This is a genomic window from Acinetobacter sp. YH01005 (assembly GCF_013420465.1).
Lineage (GTDB): Bacteria > Pseudomonadota > Gammaproteobacteria > Pseudomonadales > Moraxellaceae > Acinetobacter > Acinetobacter amyesii.
Genome location: NZ_VOYA01000024.1, coordinates 1 through 19231, shown reverse-complemented (window position 1 = coordinate 19231; position 19231 = coordinate 1). Strand labels below are relative to the sequence as shown.

The following is a 19231-nucleotide window of genomic DNA, read 5'->3' as shown; positions in this document are numbered from 1 at the left end:
GTTGCTGATTTTACAGCCCAAATGTACGGGTGTTTGTTACAATGAACGCCTATTTTAAACTGTTAGATGGAAAATTAACATGCTGTCTCGTTTGGTTCGACAAATATTACAGGCAACGGTCTATGACGTTGCAATCGAAACCCCACTCGAAGCAGCGCCACGAATTAGTGAAAAACTAAACAATAACATTCGCTTTAAACGCGAAGATTTACAACCTGTCTTTTCTTTCAAGCTACGCGGTGCCTATAACCGTATTAGTCAATTACCGAAATCTCAGTTGGAACGTGGCGTTATTACTGCTTCTGCAGGTAACCATGCTCAAGGCGTGGCTTTATCTGGTAAAAAGTTAGGTATCCGCGCCATTATCGTTATGCCTAAAACCACACCAGACATTAAAGTACAAGCGGTTAAACGCTTAGGCGGTGAAGTGGTTCTGCATGGCGATTCTTTTGACGTAGCCAATAAATATGCAATCCAATGTGCAAAAGATGAAGGGATGACCTTTATTCCACCTTATGACGACGAACTCGTTATGGCCGGTCAAGGCACCATTGCCAATGAAATTTTGCGTCAATGGCGTGATGTCGACTATGTATTCGTTGCTGTAGGCGGTGGCGGTCTCATTGCCGGTGTAGCTGCTTATCTTGGTGATGTGGCACCGCATGTTAAAGTCATTCCTGTTGAATATGACGAATCAGCATGTTTAAAAGCAGCCTTTGAAGCTAATGAACGTGTCATTCTTCCATCTGTAGGTTTATTTGCCGACGGTACAGCAGTTGCTCAAATTGGTGAAAAACCATTTGAAGTGATTCAGCTACAAAAATCAGATAACTCAGGCCCAATTGTTGAGCGTGAAGTTGTACTGGTAAATACAGATGAAATCTGTGCAGCCATTAAGGATACCTTTGATGAATGCCGTAGCATTGTTGAACCATCTGGTGCAATGGCGCTTGCAGGTATCAAGAAGTATGTTGCAGAGCATGGTCTAGAAGGCAAAAATATGGTGTCGATTGTATGCGGCGCCAATATGAACTTTGACCGTCTGCGCTACATTGCGGAACGTACTGAACTGGGTGAACGCAAAGAAGCGATCTTTGCTGTGACCATTCCAGAAGAAAAAGGTTCATTCCTCCAATTCTGCCGCGCACTACAAGGGCGTAACATCACTGAATTTAACTACCGCGCTAGTAATTCTTCTGCTGCTCAAGTCTTTGTGGGAATCAGTCTCAAAAATGGCGAGAAAGAACGTCAGGAAATTTTTGAAACTTTAAAATTCCAATACGATGTAGATGATCTTTCTGATGATGAAGTCGCTAAGCTTCATATCCGTTATTTAATTGGCGGTCATGCAGATATCGAGAATGAACGCCTATTCCGCGTGGAATTCCCAGAACGTCCGGGCGCACTACTGACTTTCTTAGAACGTCTTGGTCCGACCCATAACATCACCCTATTCCACTACCGTAACCACGGTGCTGCTGAAGGTCGTGTATTGGTGGGTATGGAAGCAACGGATGCGAAACAAAATCCAGATGGCTTGATTGAAACATTGGAAAATATTACCTATCCATATGTTGAGATTACAAATAACCTCGGTTATCAACGTTTCTTGAAATAAATGAGACTTCTATAAAAGAGCTGGAATCTAGATTCCAGCTTTTTTATTTGCATCAATTCTTTTCTACATCAAAATAAATATATTCATCAATTTAATTCATCAACGCTGTCATTGTTGTTAAATTCATCACACACTATAATCCATTGAAAATAAAACAAAATGGATATTTAAAATTGAATTTTTATGCCTTATTTATGATCGCTATTGTGGGTTTAGGTGGATATTTTTATGCATATCCGGCTTATCAACTTAAGCAAGAGGAAGATAAGATTCGTCAAAGTATGAAACAAATTCCAAATCAGTCACGTACGCAAAATCTAGAAAATATTTACGGCTATACCGCGCAGGCTGAAATGTTGAATCAATATCCAAATTACATTGTATATATTCACTTTGATGAGCTAAGTGATCAAACCGCTCCCGAATCTGTTCAAGCCATTATCCGTGAATTTTCATGCGATGGCTTAAACCGTTTAAAGAACAATTCCGAGCTTGTTCGTAAAGCCACTCTTAATGTCATTAAAGAAGATCAACATCAATTTCAATATATTCTAAAAAACAACTTAGGCTATGAAATTTTTAAATACCAACAAGTTATGGAAAATTGCCCCAATATTGCTGAACTTTATGCCTATCAAAATACTGAAGAAATTAAAAATTAGAGCTTTTCGGTTTAGATGGATTATGTAAATTTTCATAGCCGCTCTAGGCTGAACAAGCTAACATCAACATATTCAATAACTTTAGAATAATTTAGGAATACGGCATGGCTCAATTCGCTGTGATTGGCTTAGGAAGTTTTGGCGCAACTGTAGCCACTGAACTCATGGGTTTAAAACACGATGTCATTGGAATCGATAGCAACAAAAAGTTTGTTGAAAGTATTTCAGACCAACTGACCCATGCAGTGATTGCTGACGCAACAGATGAGCACGTTTTACAAGAACTCAATATTCAAAATTGTGAAGCCGTCGTTGTCGCGATTGGTGAAGATATTGAAGCCAGCATCTTATGTGTGCTTCATCTTAAAAACATGGGGATCAACAAAATTTGGGCCAAAGCCAAGTCCAAAGCGCATCACATGATTTTAACCCATTTAGGCATCAGCAAAATCATCCATCCTGAAGAAGATATGGGTGTCCGCGTTGCCCAGTCATTGAGTTATCCAATGGTGAGCCGCTACATGGTGCTCGAAGATGATCATTATTTGGTGAAAGTTGAAATTAAAGAATCACAACAAGGCACGCGTTTAAATCAAATAATGGATCATGTCCCTGAAGTGAAAACAATTTTGCATAAACGTGGCACCGAGCTTCAATATAGTTTAGATCCAAACCTGATTTTACAAACAGGTGATATTTTAGTGGTTGAAGGTTTACTCGAACATTTACGTCGACTGGCTAAATATTTCAAAGCAACTTTGTAATCAGCGTCGTGCTCCTTTTGCACATAATCACGCAAAATGACAGTAGAAAAACATGAAACTGCACAATAAACAGCGTAATACCATTAATCTTAGCCCACCCAGTATTTTGGCATTGGGTTTTCTTGGGCTTATTATAATTGGCACCTTGCTGTTAAAACTCCCTTATTCACATCATGGCGATTTAAGTTGGATCAATGCCCTCTTTACAGCGACCTCTGCCGTGACTATTACAGGACTTTCGGTTGTGAATGTCGGCGAAGCCTATACGGTGTTTGGTAAAGTCGTGATTATGGGTTTACTACAATGCGGCGGTCTCGGCTTTATGACCTTTGCGATATTGGCCGCTATGAGTTTGTCCCCCAAAATTGGGCTAAAACAACAAATTATGGCTCAAGAAACCATTGGACAGACTAGCCTTGCCAAAGTAACCATGACCATCAAAGGCGTACTGCTGTATTCGCTATTTTTTGAAATGGTGGGTACGGTAATTTTGACCATCGCTTGGATGCAAGAATACAATTTTAACCAGGCCCTGTTTTATGCTGCCTTTTATAGTGTTTCAGCATTTAATAATGGTGGATTTTCATTATTTCCCAATAGTTTAATGAGCTTTGCTGACCGTTATTTCATTACGTTTACCATCAGTATGCTTTACATCATTGGTGGTATCGGCTTTTTGGTACTAATGGACATTAAGCGCAATAAAAGTTGGAAAAAACTCAGTACCAATAGCAAGCTGATTTTATCGACCATTGCAGGCTTAAATGTCTTTGCCTTCATCACCATTTGGTTATTAGAAGCCAATAATGCTGCGACCTTAGCCACGATGTCACTTGGTGACCAAGCCCTCAACGCGTGGTTCCATGCAACAGTTCCGCGTTCTTCAGGTTTTAACAGCTTGCCCATGGAAAGCATGAGCGATGCATCATCACTCGTCACAATGTTACTAATGTTTATTGGTGGTGGCTCGCTCAGTACAGCCGGTGGCATTAAAGTCGGGACGTTTATTATTGTTGTGCTCAGTGTTGTCAGTTTTTTAAGACGTGAAGATGAACTGCGTGTGTTTAACCACTCTGTTTCAGAAAAAACTACCTTTAAAGCATTAGCGGTGATTTTCATTACAGTAACGTTGATATTCATTGGTTTTTTCAGTCTATTGCTACTCGAGCCTGACAAACGCTTTTTAGACTTACTCTTTGAAGCAGTATCCGCTGCCTGTACCGTTGGCCTATCTCGTGGCATCACCAGTGACTTACAACCCGCCAGTTTAGTCGCCCTGATCTTATTAATGTTCGCAGGCCGTCTTGGCCCCTTAACACTGGCTTATCTGATTGCTACACCGAAGAAGAGTCGCTTAAAACACCCACCTTCTGAGATCCAAATCGGTTGATTTGTACATTTTGTCTCCGCCATAAAAAAAACCACGCCATAGCATGGTTTTTTTATTTAATGATGTTACATAGTAACATCAGTAGCGTAATTTGATTCAAATGAAAGAACGATACGCGGTAAGGTCATCCGCAAGTGTTTGAGACAGAATGACTTCTAATCAAAAATGTTTTTGCGATACTTTAAGTAAATAGACGCTAGAGAGCGAGTTTTGCGGATGACAATGGTTTTGGGTACTTTTGCCGAAACAAAAGTACCTCCAGCCGAAGGCTAATCCCTTTATTCAATCCCTAGATATAAGACTCCGTCGATTAGACTTAAAAGCATCTTAAAAATGCGAAATTACTTTTACGTCCGTAAATTAATTATTGAGCAATCATTAAAACCAATTCATTAATGACACACCGACACCGACATAGGTTGCCCGATGGTTATAGTCAATCAGGCTTTCACCATAGCCATCAAACAACTGAACTGTGCCGCGTAATTTACCATTGATTGGGAAAGTCCAATCGAACTGCACCGCACCATGTGAATCATCACCACCTTTCAATGAATGACGTAACATCAAACTAAAGTCATGATCTTTATGACGATAAAACGCTGTTAAATCCCCACGTCCCACATAATCGGTAATGTCAGGGTTGTTATCATCTTTGGTATCTTCTTCGAAACGATACCAAGGACGTAACATCAGTGCAAAATTGTCACGTTCAAATCCAAGATTTAACATGACACGATTCCAACTCCGCGATAAAGGATCAGAACGCCCATTAGACTGATGGTTAAAAGTTAAGCCCAGCATACGCCAGTTCAAACCCAAGAGTTCATAGTTGGTACGAAAAACCAGACTGGCTTCAGGCTCATAGTTGGTTTCACGGAATGGTCGTGATTCGTCTTCATTGTAGACTTGCCAACGAGAAGACTGGGTATAGCCCAACCAGATATCACCATTATCACCAAATAAGTTTTCAACAGCTTTGGTTTTTAATGACAATTGGAATTTGGCTTCCATCGATTTCAGGTTTTGTTCCTGATCGGCTTGTACCGTGTTGTTATCATTCGGGCTTGATGGACGTTCATTTTTATCCGAAGTCCAATATCCCGGCATTAAATACACAGGTTGATAGCCACGAATATTCCACGTCCCCAATTTACTTTCTGGAGAAAGCTCCCAACGACTATCCAATAGTGAAAGATTTGGATTGAGGTTCGGTGCTTCTACAGCAAATAAACGGTCCGTAAACGCATGACTGACTTTTTCTTTGAAAGTTAGTTTCTCTGTCGGTTCAGGCTTAATTTCTTGTGCGGCTTGACGCTCAGAGACCAACATTTCTTTTTCAGCAGGTTGCACTTTAAACAAAGCGTCATAACACGATAATCGCTCTGCATTTGACTCAAGTGCCACACATGCTTCTGCGGTTGCAGGCTTGGCAGCCACATCCGCATTTTGTGCATTTACAGTACTGACATACATTGAACTGAGCGCAATGAGGCTCAGTTGCAATGTCGTACGCTCAAGAGATTTGAACGCCATAAAAACCCCTTTTTTGTTTTAATTCACTTGTTTTATTTCGAAACCAAGCTCAACCAAAGCATCTCGCTTAGCCACCGGTGCAACCACAGCTTTTGTCGGTTGTTGTTCAACCAAATACGCCACAGCAACACGTTTTAGATCATCCAAAGTCACATTCAACAGACGTTCACGTAACATTTGACGGAAAGCTGGCGTGCGTTTATGCAATAAAGCATAACAAGCTGTAATGGCTTCACCCGCTGGTGACCCCGGTTTATCCATGCTGGCAATTAGACCCAAAATCGCTTCTTCTAGCTGATGAGGTTGTTGTTCAGCATTCAGTAGCCACTGCACACTTGCGTCAAAATCTTTAAACGTTTCAGCTAAACGTGGGTCACGGTAGCTATAGAAACGGAATGAACATGCATTGCCGTCATAGCTTGCTCCGCCACCATAAGCACCACCTTTTTCACGAATCGCGCTATGCAAGAAGCCATTACGTAGATAAGCCGCCAAAATCATTAAAGGTGCTGCATCTGGATGTGACACTTCCACCGCAGGATATGCTGAAGCGCAGAACTGAACATTGGCTTGAATGAGCCAAGCTTCGTCATTGTTGCTATCTGCAAAATTCACTTGAGTTAAATCATGTGGGTTATCGTCAATCGCCACTTTATCCCAAATGGTTTGAACTTCCTCAACCAATCGGTCTGAATGATGTTCTTCACACACCACCAAGAATTGTTTTGGTGCTTTAAGCAAACGGTTATGAATTAACTTAAGCTCATCAATCAAGGCATTATAAGCCGTGTCGTCTTGCTCAATTTTGCTGACAAGTTCTGACAACCAGTTCAGCGCGCCTAGGCCTGTATTATGATAATCACGTAACGCCAATGCACTATGTTGACGACCTGCAATTTGCATTGCATAGCTATGTCCAGAGCCAGAAACACGTGACTGCCAACGTGCTTTACGTTGTTGCAATAACTCTACGATACGGTTTTTCTCATCAAAACGTAGCTGTTCAAAAGCCAATTTCAATAAGCGAATAGCTTCAAGATTATTCACCAATGATTTAGTGGTTAGAGTCAGCCAAGCACTAATTTGACCTTTGTCATCCACTTTTGAACGCAGCGATGCACCCATACCTAAACCGCCACTCACAGCTGTTTGCAACTGTTGTAGCTCTAAGTAGTCGTATTCACCTGCACCAACTTCACCCATCAAAATCGATAAGAGATTGAAATACGGCGATTGCACCACTTCATCAGGAATCTGAATCAAAACTTGTTGGTAATAAAGACCATTGGTGCCTGCGTGGTAAAGATTTAACGGCGTATCCAAGCCATTACTGATAATTTCGCGTAATTGACCTTGTACAATCTGTAATTGTGCAGGAACGTCTTCTAAACCTACTTTAGGCAATAGGTTCAAATCATCTGGGGTATCTTGACGAATGTTCAGTGCTTCAGTCTGCGCAATAATCTCTGCTTTTTGCGCTTCAGTTAAGTTCGCATCAATTTCTTTTAAACGTACTTTTTCTGCTGCCGCTTCCAACGCATTTTTTTCAGCATCTGGAACCAAAGTTAATTGCACACGATGTTGATTATCAAGCAAGTAAGTTTTGATTAAGTTAGATAACCACATTGGGTCTTTCAACTCTTCCTTCACTTGTTCAATGGCCGTATCCACATCCCAGACATCCACAGGGTCTGAATGGTGAATCGCACTGCTTAAACCATTCAGAATTAAGCTTAGGCCATATGGTGTACCATCACCATTGATTTCACGCTGATGCAATTCAATCTGGTGCAAAATCGCCTCAACTAAAGCTGGATCAACAGGCTTAGCCGCAACGTCTTCTAATACTTTAAACACGCCATTTTTAAATTGTTCTGCATGCTCAGGGTTGGAACCTTGAATTGCACAGTAGAACGTCATTTCATAGTTTGAGTCATCTACGCCCATGAATGGACCAGTAGACTGTGCATAACCACAGGTTTCTAAGTAATGACGTAATGGCGAAGCAGAATCTTCAAGCAATACCCCCTCAACCAAACGCATACCTAAACGTAATTTGATATTACTTGCTTCAGGCAATAACCAAGAAAGCACATGATAGGTTTTGTCTTTAAGGTCTTCAGCATCAACTGCATACGTTTCAGTTACAGTTACAGGCGCAGTTAAGCGGCGCTCAGGTTTTGAATACAGCGTTTGACCTTTTTCAAATTTTGACAAAGCAAGCGTTTCAAACTGTTCTTGTAAGTTATAAGCAGGCTCATTACCAAAGGTCATGAACACCGCATTACTTGGGTGATAATGTGATTTGTAGAAACTTACTAGCTCTTCATAACTTAAGTCAGGAATGTCTTTCGGATCACCGCCTGAGTTGTAATGATATGTCGTTTCTGGGAATAAATGATGGGCAAGTTGGTGATACAACTGATCTGAAGGTGAACTCATGGCACCTTTCATTTCATTAAATACCACGCCTTTATATACCGCTTCGCCATTTTCTAGCTCAATACGAATCCCTTCTTGCGCAAAATCAAGCGGGTTCAAATTCGCAGCAAAAGCAGCATCCATATAAACTTCTAACAAGTTTTGGAAATCTTTTTTGTTTTGCGTTGCAAATGGATATGCTGTCCAATCCGCTGCGGTAAACGCGTTCATAAACGTATTGAGGGAACGACGAATCATTAAAAAGAATGGGTCACGTACAGGGAACTTTTCTGAGCCACACAGTGCTGTATGCTCAAGAATATGCGCCTCACCTTTTGAATCCATCGGCTGCGTACGGAAGGCAACTAAAAATACGTTTTCGTCATGGTTTGTGGCTAAGTGATAATGCACTGCGCCAGTCACTTTGTGTTTATATTCAGACACTAAAATGTCTAAAGCTTCAACATGATGTTGACGAATCAACTGAAACGCGGGATGTACAGTTTGAGAAATGGTTTCAGTGACATCTACAGTCATGTGTGCTCCTAATCTATTCATTTAAATTAGACAAAGTATACCTTAAAAAATCACAACTAGATTCACCGAAACAACATTTCCAACTGTTTTAATCAACTTGAACTTTAATTTTAAAAATCACTTGTTTTCGCACTAAAACATTTAGACTGGTTTTATGGATTGCCTATCATTTCGAGTTGACCAATAGACACAAATCACAATCGCCAACAGCAATACAAAGGAAGCCATAAAGCGACTTAAATCCAATCCACCTGAACTGATTGGCTTATCTAGAAAATCGCCGACAACTGCACCCAATGGACGTATCAAAACAAAAGTAGCCCAAAATAAAATCGTCTTTGAGACCCGACTAAAAAAGTACAACAACGCCATCGATAGAATTAAACAACCAAATAACCAAATGCCACCGCTATAGCCTAATCCTGCACTATCGGAAGTCCAATCACCCAAAGCTGTACCTAGCGTTTGAGAAAATGTAATCGTCAACCAATAAAAGATCTGTGTGCGCGGCAAATTCACTACACTTGGATTGATTGACCCTTCGACCTGATACCAGCTGAAAAGCGATATGAGCACCAAACTCAGCAACAGCACACTACCACCCAAGTAGCCAATCCCTAAAGAACGATCTACAAAATCCGCTAAGGTCGTACCGACCGTAGTACTAGCAATAATCGTGGCCCAATATAAATAAGGTTTATAGGCTTTGGACTGTATTTGAAAATACAGCAGACTGATAAATATGCCTGCGAAAATAAAGGTACTAAGTAGATAGCCCAAATTTAAGGACATGGACAATGCATCACCACTGGTTTCACCAAAGGTGGTCGCAAAAATTTTGGTCAACCAAAACAGTGCGGTAATCTCAGGGACTTTTTTAACATAGTTTTGTAGCTCATGCACTTGCATATACTTCACTCTATGCAGTTATTTTGATGCTTATATCTTCGATAACTAAAATGAATTTTTGCTTAAAACTTTGCTTAAAATAAGGCGCTCTTTTTTAGAATTATCACAAGAAAAAAGCATCCGATATCGGATGCTTCATTTACAGTATTTAGAGTCTATTTTGGTATTTAAAACTAAACCAGATATTTAAAATAATTATAATTTGGATGACTTTCGACATAGACATAATTCTGTTTTTGATAGAATTTGGCAGCATTTTTAAGCTCAGTATTTAAGCACAGTGCAGAAAAGTGTTTTTTTGCACCCTTTTCCAATTCCACCAATAGCTGCTTACCCACGCCATGCTGACGGTACTGCGGATGCACATAGAAACGGCGAACTCGTCCAATCCGTTCTTCTACACCAGTATCACCCCATTGCTGATTTAAACCGCCACAAGCAATTAATTTATCGCCATCATAAGCAAGCAATAATTGCTCACCCGTTTGGTCAAAACGATTTTTACCACTTTGATATTCTTCAATTAAACGGTGTATAAATGTATAGCCTTCATGCTGCGCCAAAGCAGCAATATTTTCGATTTGAGCAGGAAGTTGCTCTGCTGGACGAATCGTAATTTCCATATATTCACACTTTTAATCTGTTATCTATTTATGATGACCAAATCATCTTGATTCAGTCTGAACACCCTATAGCTCTATAAAAGTAAAATTTTTCGATTTGCACAATAGCAAAGCTGATTAAAACGGCAACTAATTCAAAAAAAATGTAAAAATATAATGGATTTGCCCGATTTTTATACACACTTGTCCTTTAATTGAATTTTTTTCAACAAACTACAGCAATCCTGAGCATTCGTGTAAACTTAGCACTTTCATTTTTTTGATGTGAACATACAACATGGCAACTGTTGACCTTTTTGCAATTGGTAATGCACTTATTGACCAAGAATTTAAAGTCTCTGACGAATTCCTAATTCAACACAATCTGCAAAAAGGTACGATGCAACTGACAGATGGCGATACTCAAGCAGCCCTTTATAACAATCTAAAAGCCACTCAAGAATATAAAGGTCAAGCTTCTGGTGGTTCTGCAGCAAATACAACGGTTGCTTTTAGTGCTTTAGGCGGAACTGCATTTTATGGTTGTCGTGTCGGCAATGATGACTTAGGTCAAATTTACCTAAATGGTTTAAACGACGCTGGCATCCAAACTGCAACTCAATCAATCAGTGAAGGTGTAACTGGCACATGTATGGTATTGGTCAGCCCTGATTCTGAACGTACGATGCATACTTACCTCGGTATTACTGCGGAATTGACTGATAGCCAAATTGATTTTGGCAGCTTAAATACTGCGAAATGGTTATATATCGAAGGTTATCTTTCAACATCAGACAGCGCACGCCTTGCGGTAAAACAAGCACGTCAAATCGCCAAAGCCAATGGTGTACAAATTGCATTGACCTTATCTGATCCAGCAATGGTGCAATATGCACGTCAAGGTCTAGATGAATTACTCGATGATGGCGTGGACTTATTGTTCTGTAATGAACAAGAAGCACTGATGTATACAGAAACAGATCATTTAGATGCTGCACTTACGAAATTGCAATCACTAAGCAAACACATTGTCATTACATTAAGTGCCAAAGGTGCCTTAATTCATAATGAAGCCGCAACATTTACCGTGCCAGGTCGTAAAGTTACCGCAGTAGATACCAATGGTGCTGGTGATGCTTTTGCTGGTGCTTTCCTATATGCACTCAATGCAGGTCATGACTATCAAACGGCTGCTGAACTTGCCATCTTGATCTCAAGTGAAGTTGTGGCTCAGTTTGGTCCACGCCTAGCAGTTGAAGACTATGCTCAGCTTTTACAATCATTTCAGAAGGAATGTGCTTAATGTTTAAAATTTGCATGACGGATGATGTGCCTGAACGTGAAGCACGATCATTCGAAACGCCTGAAGGTGAAACGATTTTTATCACCCAACGTGATGGCATGTTTTACGCTTATCAAAATAACTGCCCACACTTGCACGTGGAACTTGAGTTTCTTGAAAATCAGTTTCTAGATCGTGACCAAGAGTTTATTGAGTGCTCAACACACGGCGCACTGTTTATGGTCGACTCTGGGGAATGTATTTCTGGCCCATGCCAAGGTCAAGCCCTTGAAAAAGTGAACATTAACGTGCATTCTGACGGTGGAATCTACCTCACAGAAGAATAAACACTGGAATACAACCATGTCCGCATTTTTAACAGACTATAACTTAATACCCTTTCATTTAAGTTTATTGGCCGTACTGTTATTGGGCATGGTTGAAACCATTGGCTATTACATCAATATTAGTCCTAGCCAAGTTTTGAAAAGAATTGCCCCACAGCGCATACAAGAATTGGCATTATTGAATGTCAAATTTTCCAAGACTCTGATTTTGTTCTTTCTACTGATGAATTTTAGCTTTGCAGGCTATGTACTTCAGTTCTGTATTCACGCTAAAGAAGGTCAATTCGTTCCCGCTTATTATCTTATTTTACCTGCGTTGATTATTGCCATATTCTTTACGGTATTTATGATTCATTGTTTGGATCAGGTTGTACCGCCCAAATATAAAAAACAAACCGTTAACCTACTGGGTCGTCTAGCAACCATTTCAAGTGGAAATGCCCGTCCCGGCTTTTCGGCTCAAGCGCGTGTGCGTGATGAGTTTGGTCAACTACATTATGTGCAAGTTGAACCAGAGTTTGGTGAGTTAGAATTTCAGTCAAGAATCATTTTGATTCGTCAAAAAAAATCACACTATATTGGCAAAAAAATCAGTGTGTCGAACCGTTTATTTAATCCATCTTAGCGTCACATTGTTATCATTTTTCAAATCATAAAAAAGCCAGTGTTCACTGGCTTGTATTCAATCAAATACCATCAAACGATATTGTGATTAACGCTTAAGAAAACCTGAAACCAAATTCATCACTTGTTGAATATCAGCATTCGCTTCTTGCTGATTGGTTTGTCCAGCTTGTGGCGTCAATGAGTCAATAATTTGCGGCAATACTGTTGAAATTGCACTGTACACATCTTGTTTCTGAGTTTGAGTTTCTTGTGCAACTTGCTCCACTTCGGCATCATCAAATAAATTTTGTACTTGTTGATTATTCACAGCGGCATTATCGCCAGGGCCTGTAGATACCCAATCATCAACCTGACTGCTCAAGCCCTGTCCACGTAATTTATCCAAAGCACCTTGTAGGCCACCTTGTTTTTGAATCCAAGCCAGCACCAGAGGTAACACTGCAACTAAAATGGTTGAAGCATTGCCACCACTACTACGTTGCTGCGACTGCGCTGCACCGCCCAGTTGGCCCAACACAGAGCCTAGAATTCCAGCCAAACCACCCGCTTGGTTTTGAGCATTGGTTTGTGTATTTTGAGCGCCTGCATTTGCACCCAGTTGCCCCAACACCGAACCTAAAATACCGCCTAAGCCACCTTGTTGATTTTGATTGTTCGCACCACCAAGGGCCTGCTTTGCTAAAATTTCAACAATATTATTTAAATTTGTCATTTTATTTTTCCCAGTAAAACCTAGATAAACTTAGTTACAGCATACGTGGAAAAAGACATTTCCATCATAAATGTTTGTTAATTTTTGCAATTTTTCTCAGGCTAAGTATTTGTTACCAACGGAATTTATCCCAGTTTTCAGGATTTGCCCAAAATTTAGAGTTAAACCAATCTGGGATATGTTTATAAGTCAAAATATTAAACTGCCATAAAGCAAAATCACTTTCATGTGTGGTTTTATCAATGAGCTGAGTAAAGCCTAAAGCACGTAATAATTGTTCATCGTGTAATTTACTCACCACCACGATGCGTTTGGCAAATAGGTCACGCAATTTTACCAACATCTGAGTTTTCTGCTGCTGATCCAAACTCAACATCATTTCAGTATCAAGAATCACAAATCCAAGGTCAAAACGCTGGGTAAAAGGCAGATTTAAAAACTCAGTTACGTTAAAATGTTGCCATTGAATTGGATGAAATTGATTGTATTGCTCAAGATCCTGACCAATACAGATTGCGGTTGAAATGGGCTGCTCTTTTGACAAATCGTCTAGCATAGAAGTGATGACATTTTGTTCAGCCATTGACCGCATCCTTAATAATGAAGTGAGTATTCGTATGGAACTACAAGGCATTTGCCATAAAATGCATGCAGGTCTTAAAGACCTTAGTGTAACTGATCAACATACACACAAGGCAAATGTTGAGTATAAATTTATTCTAGATCGCTCAGAAGTTGATCTACCGTTTAGCCTTGGCCAAGAAATTGAAATTGAAGCCACTGGAAATATCTACTGCATTTCTTGCGGCGCAAAAACGCCTAAATCATATTCACAAGGTCATTGCTTCAAATGCATGAAGACTAAGGCATCTTGTGATATGTGCATTATGAAGCCTGAAACCTGTCATTATCATCTCGGGACTTGCCGTGAAGATGATTTTGCCCATGAAGTTTGCTTTCAACCGCATATTGTCTATTTAGCCAATTCGAGTGCCTTAAAAGTGGGGATTACCCGCTTGGGTCAAATGCCTACACGTTGGCTAGACCAAGGTGCGACGCAAGCTTTGCCTATTATGAAAGTTGGTTCACGTCGTTTATCTGGTCAGCTTGAAGTCATGTTTGGTACGCAAGTGGCCGATAAAACCGATTGGCGTAAATTGCTCAAAGGTGAAGCAGAACCGATCAACCTGATCGAAATTCGCGACCAATTGGTAGAAGAATTCGCACCAAAAATTCAGACCATTCGTGAAGAATTTAGCCAAAATTTAGAGTTTAATGAAACCGTTGAACTGCTAGAAGATGAGTTGCCACGCCAATTTATCTACCCGGTAGATGAATATCCTGAAAAAATCAAATCGCATAATTTGGACAAAACACCGATTATTCGAGGAAAATTACAAGGGATTAAAGGTCAGTATCTGATTTTGGATACCGGTGTGATTAATATTCGAAAATACACTGGCTATGAAATTAAAGTACGTACTTAAATCGACTCAAAGTATCTAATTAAGTTTAAAAAAGCGAGATATTTCTCGCTTTTTTACACCTACTCTACCAATCTGATTCATTGAACAGTTGAAAGAAACTTTAAATATGGCAACGCCATTAACTGCTCCGCTTCTAAGATTGGCATATGACCAACATGGTCTAAAATCAGAGGCTTTTCGGCTTTTTTAAATAAGCGTCTCAGTTCTTCTGCTACTTCAACATTGATAATCTGATCTTGCTTCCCCCAGATAATAAACACAGGTGCATCAATGCCTCGTGCAGCCAAAGCAAAGGACTCTGGCGTATACAAGGTGGCCATTTTTTGCAGTTGCTCCACCATTTTATTGGTTTGTTTAGACTGAACGATCATCAACTTTTCTTGCCCAATTTTTAATTCTTGTGGAATAAAAGGCGGAGATTGCATCACGATCTTCATCACGCGATCAAAATCACCAGTTTTTCTGACCACTAGCTCTGCAAGCTTTGCCGTATCTTTTAGATACGCTGTATTGCTCAACTTAAAGACACCTGCTGAATCCACCAACAATAAAGATTTCACTTCTAAGGGATACTGAGCGCTATAGAGCATGGCAATTGCACCACCCATCGAATGCCCTGCGATATGTAAATTTGGATCTAACTTTGCAGCATCTATAAATCGTCGTAATTTTTCAGTTAAATTAGGAATTGATAGATCAAATTGATCTGCGACAATAGTTTCTCCATGTGCTGGCAGATCTGGAATAATGACATGATAATTGGGCGTTAAATAACGGGCAACTCGGTTCCAATTATCACGCGTGCCTGACAAACCATGCAGCAACAGTAGCGTCGGTTTTCGTGGATCTCCTCCTTCACTGTATGTCCACTCGATTTCATTATTTTTGACTTTTTTACTGCTCAAGCCCGCCCAAGCTCTTTCTTGCTCTAAAACTTTTTGAAAGTTCAGTTCTGCAGCTTGAATACCACTAGCAACGCAAATCGTTAGTAGCATCAGTATCATGTGCTTAAAATAATGATCTATCCACCGCAATAACGGGTTCTTTAAACGTTTACATTGAGGCATATACAGAGATATCATCCGCTTAATCCTTTGTCGTGATGAATTATTTTTTCTTCATATTATTTTTTTGAGAACACTAATCTACGATGCTAGAGTCGATATTTCATTTGCCAAATCTTTTAAATAAAAATTATATCTGTCAATTTAAGCCAAAAAAACCAGCTCGAAAGCTGGTTCATATTTCTAAGCAAGCCAATCAGACGGTGTCAGTGGAGCTTCAATGAGTAAGCTTGAATATTCAAACGCAGGCAGCATAGAGGGCGGATTTGAAACGTCTCTGCTCAATGCGATCAAATCCTGTTCATCTGTATGCAATACAATTGGGACTTCATTCGCATCCTGTAAAAGCGTATCTAGATTGATCACAGCCTGAATAGGCTCATTTGGACTATCAATTTGGTTTTCACTTTGTTCATCACTCAGTTCATCACTGACCAATAAAATCTCTGTAAGCTCAGCAGATGATTCAGGTTGTGCAAGTATCAGTTTAGCTATTGAGATTTCAGGCGATTGAACACCTCGGCTATCTTCAGCTACGATTGTTGCAAAGCCGCCATTTTGAATCGGGTTATCCATCGACCAGAAACCACTTTCATTGGCATAGGTCACGTAATCTTGACCATTGGCTGTCACAATGATTTTAGCCTGTTGAAATGCATTGCCTTCGAGTTTTTCACTATTTAGCGTCACTTCTGGTGCTGGTAGTACATAGCTTGGATTTTCAGGCGGGGTCTGAATAAATGGAAATGCCAAGCCAATCGCAGGAGATTGCTGACCAAATTGATCTTCCACAACAATCATCAACGTGCCACCATTTGCCACTGGGTTTTCTATTGACCAAGCGCCATTTTCATCGACCTGAATACGATACACAGCTTGATCCGACTCAATCACAACAGTTGTATTTGGTGCGGCAGTACCCGATATCACCGCGCCAGACTCTAAAATCGTAACAGCTTGCGGTAAAATGATTTGCGCTGTATGCAACGCCTCAGAACGATTACCGTCCTGATCAATTGCCACAACACTTATTGCACCTGTGGTCGTTAAAGGATTGAGCATCGACCAATCGCCATTTTCATCAGCAACTGTTATAAACTCTTGCTCACCATAGGTCACAACCACCGTATTTCCTGCATCAGCTTTACCAACCAAATATTCACCTTTTTCCAGAATTTCTGGCATCTTCGGCAGTACAATTGGCTCTGCAATTGGAGCAATCATTATTGCCTCTGAGTGTAAGCCATGATGATTTACTGCATAAATTGTAGCAACTCCGCCCTCTTTAAGTGGATTTTCAATCTGCCAATGTCCTTGTTTATCCACTTTGACACGTGTAACAGTTTCACCGACCGAAATGATCACCCATGTTTTTGGCTCTGCCGTGCCAGTTAAAAGGTCATTTAGTCCTGTCACTTCTGGTGTTGAGGGAATATGCTGATGCTGTGATTTCCCCTGAATCAGCAACTGCTTTATTTCAACTTGCCCCAAAATATTTTTTAAAGTAAGCGTCCGCTGAACCCCATGCCTATTTTTTAATTTGAGTTGGATTTCCAGCGATGTGGCAGTAATTCTTCAATCTGAGTCACTTTATGTGTCGGCAACCTTTTCAGCACATCACTTAAATAGGCATAGGGATCCAGCCCATTCAGCTTTGCTGACTGGATTAATGTCATAATATTGGCTGCTCGCTGACCGCTGCGCAGCGAACCTGCAAATAACCAGTTCTTACGTCCCAACGCCCAGGGGCGCATCTGGTTTTCCACCCAGTTATTGCAAATCGGTAGATTGCCATCATCCAGATAGCGGCTTAAGGCTGGCCAACGCTTCAGAGTGTAATTGATGGCCTTGGCGGTAGGAGAACTCGATGGCACTGTCAGATGATGTTGGTTGAGCCATTCATATAGTTGTTGCATCACTGGTTGACTATGCTGTTGTCGGTATTCGCGGCGGTCTTCCGCTGTACCATCGGTCTTTTTCCTGAGTTCTGCTTCTATCGCATACAGTTTCTGAATCAGCACTAAGGCCTGTTCAGCGACCTGACTTTTCCCAGTTACATGCAGTTCATGGAATTTACGACGTGCATGGGCCATGCAGCCCACCTCTATGACCTGGCCTGATTTAAAGCGTGCTTTATAACCACTGTAATCATCACAGACTAGATAGCCCTGCCAGCCTTTCAAGAACTCTGCAGCATGCTGGCCTGAACGACTATCCTGAAAGTCATAGATCACCGCCTGAACTGGATTGTACTGTGTGGTGGCATAGGCCCAGACATAACCTTTCTTCGGTTTTTTATCATTCTCACCCATCCGCATGATGGTGACTGGTGTTTCATCTGCATGCAGCACCTGCTGTTGTAGTACCACCTCTTTTAAGGCATTGGCCAGAGGTTCCAGTTCCACACCGCAGCGACCTATCCAGTCAGATAAAGTTGATCTAGAAAGTTCGATTCCCGCCCGCTGATAGATCAGACGTTGACGGTACAGCGGCAAATGATCGGCATACTTCGATACCAGCACATGGCTGAGCAATTCAGGTGAAGCAATGCCTTTATCAATCACATAGGCGGGCATCGCTTGCTGAGTCAGAGTGTCACACTGATCACAGACCCATTTACCACGCACATGCTGTTCCTTATAGAACTGTGCCGGTCTGAAATGCAGTTTTTCACTGATATCTTCGCCGATACGACGTAACTGGCAGCCACAACTGCATTGGGTTGATGCAGGTTCATGCTCAATACGGATGGTGTGTAGATGATCTGGCAGCAGTCGACGTTTAGGTTTGTTGACTGTGGCTTTCTGTGTCGCTGCATGGGTTTTATCTGCATTTAATCGTTCTAATTCCAGATCAACGGCTGCGATATCTTCTTCGACCGCCTCATCCCACAGATGGATTTGTTTTGCGGTGAGATGTTCGTTTTTACTGCCGAATTTATGCTGTTTAAACAGCGCCAGTTCATGCTCGTATTTTTGATTGAGAATAGAAAGATGCTGAACTTTAGAATCTAATTGCTGATTGGTGACTTCAAGATGTTGAACTTTGGCATCTAATTGTTGATTTGATACTTCCAGATGTTGAACTTGAGCATCTAATTGTTGTTTATCTTCTGCGAGTTGTTGATGCTGCATCGCCAACTGCCGGGTGAATTCCAGCAGTTGTTCATGGGTCAGTTGGCTTAAATCTGGCAGCGTATTCATGACCGCAGTATGCCTGAGGTCATGAGAAGAATGAAATAGAACGTTTGGAGGATGGCAGAATAGCCGAGCT

At 40.8% G+C, this 19231-nt stretch carries 17 protein-coding genes; 8 read left to right on the top strand and 9 right to left on the bottom strand.

The annotated features are described in order from the left end of the window. Positions 1-79: 79 nt before the first annotated feature. From ilvA to FTT72_RS13770, 4 genes are all read left to right on the top strand, one after another. Positions 80-1618: a threonine ammonia-lyase, biosynthetic gene (ilvA, locus tag FTT72_RS13785; protein ID WP_180023764.1), complete on the top strand. Its 1539-nt coding sequence runs from the start codon at positions 80-82 to the stop codon at positions 1616-1618. A gap of 194 nt (positions 1619-1812) precedes the next feature. Further along, positions 1813-2280: a hypothetical protein gene (locus FTT72_RS13780; RefSeq protein WP_180178557.1), complete on the top strand. Its 468-nt coding sequence runs from the start codon at positions 1813-1815 to the stop codon at positions 2278-2280. Between the two features lie 104 nt (positions 2281-2384). Continuing rightward, the gene (locus FTT72_RS13775; RefSeq protein ID WP_180170849.1) at positions 2385-3044 is read left to right on the top strand and encodes a TrkA family potassium uptake protein; all 660 of its coding nucleotides are present in this window, start codon (positions 2385-2387) and stop codon (positions 3042-3044) included. Positions 3045-3096: 52 nt separating this feature from the next. Then, positions 3097-4434 (top strand): TrkH family potassium uptake protein, encoded by a 1338-nt coding sequence (locus FTT72_RS13770; protein WP_078193471.1) that lies wholly within the window; start codon positions 3097-3099, stop codon positions 4432-4434. A gap of 378 nt (positions 4435-4812) precedes the next feature. Here the strand turns inward: FTT72_RS13770 and FTT72_RS13765 are convergent, their stop codons facing one another. The 4 genes from FTT72_RS13765 to FTT72_RS13750 all read right to left on the bottom strand — a co-directional run bounded on the left by FTT72_RS13765 (position 4813) and on the right by FTT72_RS13750 (position 10460). Next, positions 4813-5970, bottom strand: coding sequence for a phospholipase A (locus tag FTT72_RS13765; protein ID WP_180178556.1), 1158 nt, complete (start codon positions 5968-5970; stop codon positions 4813-4815). Between the two features lie 18 nt (positions 5971-5988). Beyond that, on the bottom strand, positions 5989-8928 hold the full coding sequence (locus FTT72_RS13760; protein ID WP_180178555.1) for an insulinase family protein: 2940 nt from the start codon (positions 8926-8928) through the stop codon (positions 5989-5991). Positions 8929-9069: 141 nt separating this feature from the next. Next, positions 9070-9837: a hypothetical protein gene (locus tag FTT72_RS13755; RefSeq protein WP_180178554.1), complete on the bottom strand. Its 768-nt coding sequence runs from the start codon at positions 9835-9837 to the stop codon at positions 9070-9072. A gap of 173 nt (positions 9838-10010) precedes the next feature. Beyond that, on the bottom strand, positions 10011-10460 hold the full coding sequence (locus FTT72_RS13750) for a GNAT family N-acetyltransferase (protein ID WP_078188654.1): 450 nt from the start codon (positions 10458-10460) through the stop codon (positions 10011-10013). A 277-nt stretch (positions 10461-10737) separates the two neighbouring features. On the opposite strand from FTT72_RS13750, the gene FTT72_RS13745 reads away from it, so the two are divergent. From FTT72_RS13745 to FTT72_RS13735, 3 genes are read left to right on the top strand one after another with little or no spacing between them, the layout of a single operon-like run. Then, on the top strand, positions 10738-11742 hold the full coding sequence (locus FTT72_RS13745; protein WP_180004657.1) for an adenosine kinase: 1005 nt from the start codon (positions 10738-10740) through the stop codon (positions 11740-11742). Then, positions 11742-12068: a Rieske (2Fe-2S) protein gene (locus tag FTT72_RS13740; protein ID WP_180004656.1), complete on the top strand. Its 327-nt coding sequence runs from the start codon at positions 11742-11744 to the stop codon at positions 12066-12068. Before FTT72_RS13745 ends, FTT72_RS13740 begins: the two co-directional genes overlap by 1 nt. Before the next feature lie 16 nt (positions 12069-12084). Continuing rightward, positions 12085-12693, top strand: coding sequence for an OB-fold-containig protein (locus tag FTT72_RS13735; protein WP_180178553.1), 609 nt, complete (start codon positions 12085-12087; stop codon positions 12691-12693). Between the two features lie 87 nt (positions 12694-12780). Here the strand turns inward: FTT72_RS13735 and FTT72_RS13730 are convergent, their stop codons facing one another. Both FTT72_RS13730 and FTT72_RS13725 read right to left on the bottom strand, forming a co-directional pair. After that, positions 12781-13407: a YidB family protein gene (locus FTT72_RS13730; RefSeq protein WP_180010117.1), complete on the bottom strand. Its 627-nt coding sequence runs from the start codon at positions 13405-13407 to the stop codon at positions 12781-12783. A 112-nt stretch (positions 13408-13519) separates the two neighbouring features. Then, positions 13520-13990: a DUF6231 family protein gene (locus FTT72_RS13725; protein ID WP_168378602.1), complete on the bottom strand. Its 471-nt coding sequence runs from the start codon at positions 13988-13990 to the stop codon at positions 13520-13522. A 34-nt stretch (positions 13991-14024) separates the two neighbouring features. Here FTT72_RS13725 and FTT72_RS13720 point away from each other — a divergent pair, with 34 nt between their 5' ends. Beyond that, positions 14025-14894 (top strand): DUF2797 domain-containing protein, encoded by an 870-nt coding sequence (locus FTT72_RS13720; RefSeq protein ID WP_078189198.1) that lies wholly within the window; start codon positions 14025-14027, stop codon positions 14892-14894. A gap of 77 nt (positions 14895-14971) precedes the next feature. On the opposite strand, the gene FTT72_RS13715 is transcribed toward FTT72_RS13720, so the two are convergent. From FTT72_RS13715 to FTT72_RS13705, 3 genes are all read right to left on the bottom strand, one after another. Continuing rightward, positions 14972-15889: an alpha/beta fold hydrolase gene (locus FTT72_RS13715; RefSeq protein WP_257233438.1), complete on the bottom strand. Its 918-nt coding sequence runs from the start codon at positions 15887-15889 to the stop codon at positions 14972-14974. A 252-nt stretch (positions 15890-16141) separates the two neighbouring features. Beyond that, positions 16142-17449, bottom strand: a complete 1308-nt coding sequence (locus tag FTT72_RS13710) for an Ig-like domain-containing protein (RefSeq protein ID WP_180178552.1) — start codon at positions 17447-17449, stop codon at positions 16142-16144. 44 nt (positions 17450-17493) lie between these two features. Further along, positions 17494-19161 carry an IS66 family transposase gene (locus FTT72_RS13705; protein WP_180009710.1) on the bottom strand — a complete coding sequence of 556 codons (1668 nt, stop codon included), beginning with the start codon at positions 19159-19161 and terminating at the stop codon, positions 17494-17496. Positions 19162-19231: the final 70 nt, after the last annotated feature.

Bases quoted from the DNA above. Each gene is read 5' to 3' on its own strand.
- FTT72_RS13725 (WP_168378602.1), bottom strand. From the start codon at position 13,990: ATGGCTGAACAAAATGTCATCACTTCTATGCTAGACGATTTGTCAAAA.
- FTT72_RS13715 (WP_257233438.1), bottom strand. From the start codon at position 15,889: ATGCTACTAACGATTTGCGTTGCTAGTGGTATTCAAGCTGCAGAACTG.
- FTT72_RS13705 (WP_180009710.1), bottom strand. From the start codon at position 19,161: ATGAATACGCTGCCAGATTTAAGCCAACTGACCCATGAACAACTGCTG.
- FTT72_RS13755 (WP_180178554.1), bottom strand. From the start codon at position 9,837: ATGCAAGTGCATGAGCTACAAAACTATGTTAAAAAAGTCCCTGAGATT.
- FTT72_RS13765 (WP_180178556.1), bottom strand. From the start codon at position 5,970: ATGGCGTTCAAATCTCTTGAGCGTACGACATTGCAACTGAGCCTCATT.
- FTT72_RS13760 (WP_180178555.1), bottom strand. From the start codon at position 8,928: ATGACTGTAGATGTCACTGAAACCATTTCTCAAACTGTACATCCCGCG.
- ilvA (WP_180023764.1), top strand. From the start codon at position 80: ATGCTGTCTCGTTTGGTTCGACAAATATTACAGGCAACGGTCTATGAC.
- FTT72_RS13750 (WP_078188654.1), bottom strand. From the start codon at position 10,460: ATGGAAATTACGATTCGTCCAGCAGAGCAACTTCCTGCTCAAATCGAA.
- FTT72_RS13735 (WP_180178553.1), top strand. From the start codon at position 12,085: ATGTCCGCATTTTTAACAGACTATAACTTAATACCCTTTCATTTAAGT.
- FTT72_RS13730 (WP_180010117.1), bottom strand. From the start codon at position 13,407: ATGACAAATTTAAATAATATTGTTGAAATTTTAGCAAAGCAGGCCCTT.
- FTT72_RS13775 (WP_180170849.1), top strand. From the start codon at position 2,385: ATGGCTCAATTCGCTGTGATTGGCTTAGGAAGTTTTGGCGCAACTGTA.
- FTT72_RS13780 (WP_180178557.1), top strand. From the start codon at position 1,813: ATGATCGCTATTGTGGGTTTAGGTGGATATTTTTATGCATATCCGGCT.
- FTT72_RS13720 (WP_078189198.1), top strand. From the start codon at position 14,025: ATGGAACTACAAGGCATTTGCCATAAAATGCATGCAGGTCTTAAAGAC.
- FTT72_RS13770 (WP_078193471.1), top strand. From the start codon at position 3,097: ATGAAACTGCACAATAAACAGCGTAATACCATTAATCTTAGCCCACCC.
- FTT72_RS13745 (WP_180004657.1), top strand. From the start codon at position 10,738: ATGGCAACTGTTGACCTTTTTGCAATTGGTAATGCACTTATTGACCAA.
- FTT72_RS13740 (WP_180004656.1), top strand. From the start codon at position 11,742: ATGTTTAAAATTTGCATGACGGATGATGTGCCTGAACGTGAAGCACGA.